Here is a 4,787-nt window from a genome sequence, read left to right on the forward strand (position 1 = left end):
TGCTTTATTCTTTTTGCTGCGCATCAAGAAGAAGGCAGCAGCCACTGCCAGCACGATGACACCGATGATATAAGGCAGGTTCGATTTTCCACCTGTTCCCACAGCAAACGGAAAGCGGGAAACATATTCTTCCTTGTCACCTCTTACTGTGACCAGTCCTACAAATTTGCCGGGCTCCGGAAAGGTATGCTCAAAGGTCACCGATCCATTCGAATATACTTTCGGTGGTATATGAAAGATGGTTTCGGCATCCGGGTTCTCTTCTGACCCGGTATCCCGTATGATGCGCACTTCGGTGGTCATAGGCCGCAGCTCCTCATTGATGTAATCCAGTGCCACCACGGTGCGGCCTGTCTTAGGAATATCTTCACAAAACTCCTGCTCTTGCGTGCTCTCAGGCTGGTAACCCGTAAAATGCATGGTATAAGGCCCGATCGTAAGCTTGCACATATCCTCAGCCAGTGACAGTCCACCATGCGCAGACAACTGCATGGAATACATCATGCCTAATGCAACCAGTAACATTGATTTATAGATAGATTTCATTGCGTTTACAAACACTCTTCTCTCCCCAAGGCGATAATAAAATTTTTATTATAGGATCATTTCTTTGGCAATACACTTACTTCAATCTTGTGAGCGTTGTGCCGTGCGCCATTTGCGCAACCGTTGCAATGGCTTGATTTTATAGATAAGCCATGCCAATAGCAGCAATACCATCACAGGCAGAATGGAAGCACGCAGCAGCTTCATATAATCTACCATTTCCACCCGCAGTCGATATTGATATTTTAGCGGTGGAACGCCTTCTGCCGTCACAATAACTGAATATAACCCTTTTTCCAGGTTAGTTATGCCGTTAATGACGCCATCGGGGTGCAGTTTTGCGGGTAACTGCAGCACGCTTTCTCCATCGGTCTCACTACCACGATAAACGTTGACTTTGACAGGCATGTTACGTATGGCAGAATCAATCAGATCGATGACTAAATAGGTATCGCCCGCTAACGGGATCTCGGTACAATAATGCGCGCTTTTGTCATGTTGCGGCTGATAAGCACTTAAATGCACCATATTTTCATTTATCTGGCGCGTACATGGGTCTTCCTCTAAAGAAACTTTTCCATGGGCAATTACACTACCCGCGTAAAGCATCGCAACAAGAACGAAAGCCGCAATACTCGCTTGTGTTAATTGCTTTACCACGACAATTCTCCTATTGATGATTAAAACTATTATGGTTTAAAAAAAAACCGGCACACCTTGCTGCCTCTCGACAGGGGTGCACCGGTTTGTGTTGCTTTCTGCTATTTATTAAAGCTTGGTAAAGACCGGGATAACCGCACCAGCAATACTATTAATGTGGCGATTTCCATTTTCATCCCAAGACATCAACAAACCACCAAAACGGCTTTCCGGATCACCCAACAGCGCCATCAGACGTTGAATTTCCCATAAGGCGTCCTTAGCTTCCATTTTGATTTCTTTAGTTTCACCAGGTTGAATCGCTGATTCGTCATCAAACGTCAAGCCGATTGCGATCAATTCCCGTGGATAGGATGGATCAAGATATTGACGGCCAGTGGAGTTGATGAAACGAATACCCGCTGTGGTGAATTCTCCAAATGTGACTGGGCTGTCACCATTGTTGGTCACTTCCATAGTCACACGCAGGGCACGTCCCGGTACGTCATAGTTAGCGTAAGTTACGCGAATAGCGACTGGGTTGGGTGCAACCGGCAATGGGGCTACTTTGGATTCACCTGCCTGGATGGGCACGGTATACGGATGTTTAGTTTCCGTGTAACGATAGCCGCCCCACACCAATGCGATTGTTGCAATGGCAAAAACCCAGGCCAGTTTTGTGTCCAGCGGATCCACCAGCGGTTCATCACCATACGCCAACAACACACGGCTACGTGGCAGGAACATGGGACGTGCCACAAAGATGCCGATCCAGAAGCAGGCTAACGTCATCCAAATAATGTGCCAGGTCATCCCATTGGCAAAGTTGAAGGTTTCGGTATCAACGGTTTCGCCCGTCAATAATTTGACCGGGTTGGTAAAGTCGTCCCAGCTACCTGTGATATTCATCCATGCACCGGGTCCTGCGATCGGGCCAGCATCCTTCACATTCAACATGGCATGCATGTGATGACGACCTGGAATACGTGCTCTCAGGTTGACTTCAACTTCATAGTCACGACCAATTTCCAATGGCCCGGCAATGAACCAGGGCTGACCATTGATCCGGGTGCTCATACGCACAAACACCGGGCTTGGGCTACCTACGTTGAAGAAGGATCGATCTGGCTTAGCTGCTGCGCGCGGCCAATCCTCAGCCAGGTGGAATTTACCCTTGATCGTGGCAGAGTCATTGACTTTGGTGACTTCCGGTGACCATTTGATGTCATACCATTGTACCGTACGCATCCGCAAGAAAGGTTCTTGCGAACGTTCCCCGTGGGCTGCCACCGGTGTGACATCGACTACCAGGCTGACTGCTAATGCTGCTGCTGCGTAAGCGACTCCGTAAAGCCCCAGCACGCTTCGTTTGTATATGTTTTTTAAATTCATTATTTGATCCCCTGTGCGAAACCTTCTTCACCAAACGCGGTAACGTCTTCTCTTTGCACGATACGTCCTCTTCTGCCTTTAACATAGTAGAAAGCTGTGCAATAAATTTTACCGAGATACCACCAGACGACGAACATCAGCATGGATACAAACGCCGCAAAGAAGGCAGCAATGACAGTGGTATGACCACCAAAGGTACGCAGTGAGCCTTGCTCAATATTACGGACATATTCTGGTGTACCGGTACGCACATACAGGTGCCCCATGAAGTCTGCCATTGAAAGTAAGACGCCATCCGCTACGACTGGCAGGTGGGTGGGGCCAAAAATTGGCCAGTTTCCCGGGTAGAACAACAAACCAAAAAATCCACCGCCGACTAATGCGGTAACCAGCCAGTTACGGGTTAGATACATAGTGATATCCAGCATCAGTGCGCCTGGGAGCATGATGCCAGGGGTCACGAAGTTAAGTGGATAGTGTGACCACCAGTAAAAACCCCAGTAACGTGTTAGCCATTCTCCCACCAGCAGACAGACGATACACAGTGTCGCGCCAAATGGTTGACGATAGTTAACCCAAAGGTAATACATGATGGCTGAACAGTAGGTAATGCCTACAATCGGGGTCACGACCGGCCACCATTGACGGTCTTTCCAATCCATCCAGAAATCCCAGTCACCAGCCAGCAACATAAAATGCATATGGTATGTTCCAACCAGCAGTATGCACAGAATCGGAAAATAGATCAGATCAATTGATCGCGACATGTGGATTGCTTCCGGCGGCATCTTCGCAGCCTGCAGAATGTCCTTGGTTTTGAACATATCTGCAAAGTAGCCTTCACTTTTTGACAGCAATGGCACAAATAGAAACAAAACAGGTATGAATATTAGTACCCATACTATACTTTCATTCATGATTCAACTCCCTCCCTTTTGAAGCTTTTAATATTTAAATATGACATGACGATTCCTTTCTTTTCTAAGTGTTTTTAACCGCCGACTATTCTATGTTTCCCTCACATAGGTCGACTCACCTTTTATTTCATTCCCACTTCTGGTTTCCCAGAAGCAGGAATGATAAGCAGGTATAAACCCAGAATTAAGGAACAATCCGGTTGTTAAGGATTTCCTTGTTAGCGTTGTTCCAAACCACGTCTGTCAGATTGGAGTAACGGGTGATGATCTGAGCTGCAATACCGCCTGCGAATAATCCAGACCAGCCCAGAATCACAAAGCCCCAATGCAATGGTGCACTGAAGAGTTCTTCCATGAACCAGAATGCATGACCCCATTCATTCAAGCCTACGTTTGGCAGAATCATGAGCGGACCTGCAATGGCCAATACCAGTGGGAAGGAAATCCCTCTGCTGTATAAAGGCAGGCGAGTCATTGCGTACAGGTATGCAGCCACACCACATACGATATACATGGGGAAAGAGCCATAGAATACGACTACATGGCTAGGGGTAAAACTGGTATCCCGGATAATTACCTGGTGCCAGGATGCATCTTGCTCGGTGAAGAAGCTACCACCCCAGTATACGCCAAAGAGGTAGACACCAAGCCACATCATCCAGTAAAAATAACGTTTGATTTCCAGTTTTGGATCCAGATTGTCCAGTTGCTCTTTGGTATCACGGGTTTTCCAAATCCAGCCCCAGGTAATCAATGCAAATAACGGCATAACAGTCATGTGAACACGCCACAATCCCATCCATACGCGATCAAATTCCGGCTCCATTGAGTCCATACCATGAGAATACGCGAATGTTCGTTGGTACCAAATCCAGAATATCGCTACCAGCAGCATGATGCCCATTCCAAATTTATACCATTTTGAGTCATACCATACCGACGTGTCATAGCCTTGGGCGCTTGACGCTGCGCTGCCCGTTCCATATGTTGTTGCCATTTGTACTTCCTCCTGTTTTTCATTCACTTATAAAAAGTAATATCTTTCCTAGTATCCTAGTATATTACCCTTACTCGTTAACTATCGCAGCATCCCATAAAAACCTTTTTGTCTTCAGGGTCTATCGATAGCCTTCCTTCTAAACTACTCTTCTTGTTGTTCCAGCTAAAAAGTGCTACACCCTTTGCTGGCTACACTCTACAGGCTAGTCACCTTCATCGTTTTAGTCAAGTAGTTTTTCCATATTTATAGCAGGGTATTTCAGAAAAAATTAATTTTTATTACTACTTCAATAG

5 protein-coding genes are annotated in these 4,787 nt (G+C 46.5%); all 5 read right to left on the reverse strand.

Features of this window, described 5'->3' with window-relative positions:
• Nucleotides 1–525, reverse strand: a 525-nt coding sequence (locus BM283_RS17175; RefSeq protein ID WP_254776432.1) for an LPXTG cell wall anchor domain-containing protein, incomplete at its 3' end; no start/stop codon positions are given.
• A gap of 102 nt (nucleotides 526–627) precedes the next feature.
• Nucleotides 628–1,206, reverse strand: coding sequence for a hypothetical protein (locus BM283_RS17180; protein WP_090695310.1), 579 nt, complete (start codon nucleotides 1,204–1,206; stop codon nucleotides 628–630).
• Between the two features lie 108 nt (nucleotides 1,207–1,314).
• A complete protein-coding gene (locus BM283_RS17185) occupies nucleotides 1,315–2,577 on the reverse strand; it encodes a methane monooxygenase/ammonia monooxygenase subunit B (protein ID WP_090695313.1) in 1,263 nt (420 codons plus the stop codon).
• On the reverse strand, nucleotides 2,577–3,494 hold the full coding sequence (locus tag BM283_RS17190; protein ID WP_254776431.1) for a methane monooxygenase/ammonia monooxygenase subunit A: 918 nt from the start codon (nucleotides 3,492–3,494) through the stop codon (nucleotides 2,577–2,579). The genes BM283_RS17185 and BM283_RS17190 overlap by 1 nt, the downstream gene beginning before the upstream one ends.
• 184 nt (nucleotides 3,495–3,678) lie before the next feature.
• Nucleotides 3,679–4,491 carry a methane monooxygenase/ammonia monooxygenase subunit C gene (locus BM283_RS17195; RefSeq protein WP_090695315.1) on the reverse strand — a complete coding sequence of 271 codons (813 nt, stop codon included), beginning with the start codon at nucleotides 4,489–4,491 and terminating at the stop codon, nucleotides 3,679–3,681.
• Nucleotides 4,492–4,787 lie beyond the last annotated feature (296 nt).

The sequence above is a fragment of the Nitrosomonas sp. Nm34 genome, from assembly GCF_900113925.1.
Lineage (GTDB): Bacteria > Pseudomonadota > Gammaproteobacteria > Burkholderiales > Nitrosomonadaceae > Nitrosomonas.

What these genes read in the sequence shown, in the direction of transcription:
- BM283_RS17185 (WP_090695313.1), bottom strand. Translation starts at nt 2,577, where the DNA reads ATGAATTTAAAAAACATATACAAACGAAGCGTGCTGGGGCTTTACGGA.
- BM283_RS17190 (WP_254776431.1), bottom strand. Translation starts at nt 3,494, where the DNA reads ATGAATGAAAGTATAGTATGGGTACTAATATTCATACCTGTTTTGTTT.
- BM283_RS17195 (WP_090695315.1), bottom strand. Translation starts at nt 4,491, where the DNA reads ATGGCAACAACATATGGAACGGGCAGCGCAGCGTCAAGCGCCCAAGGC.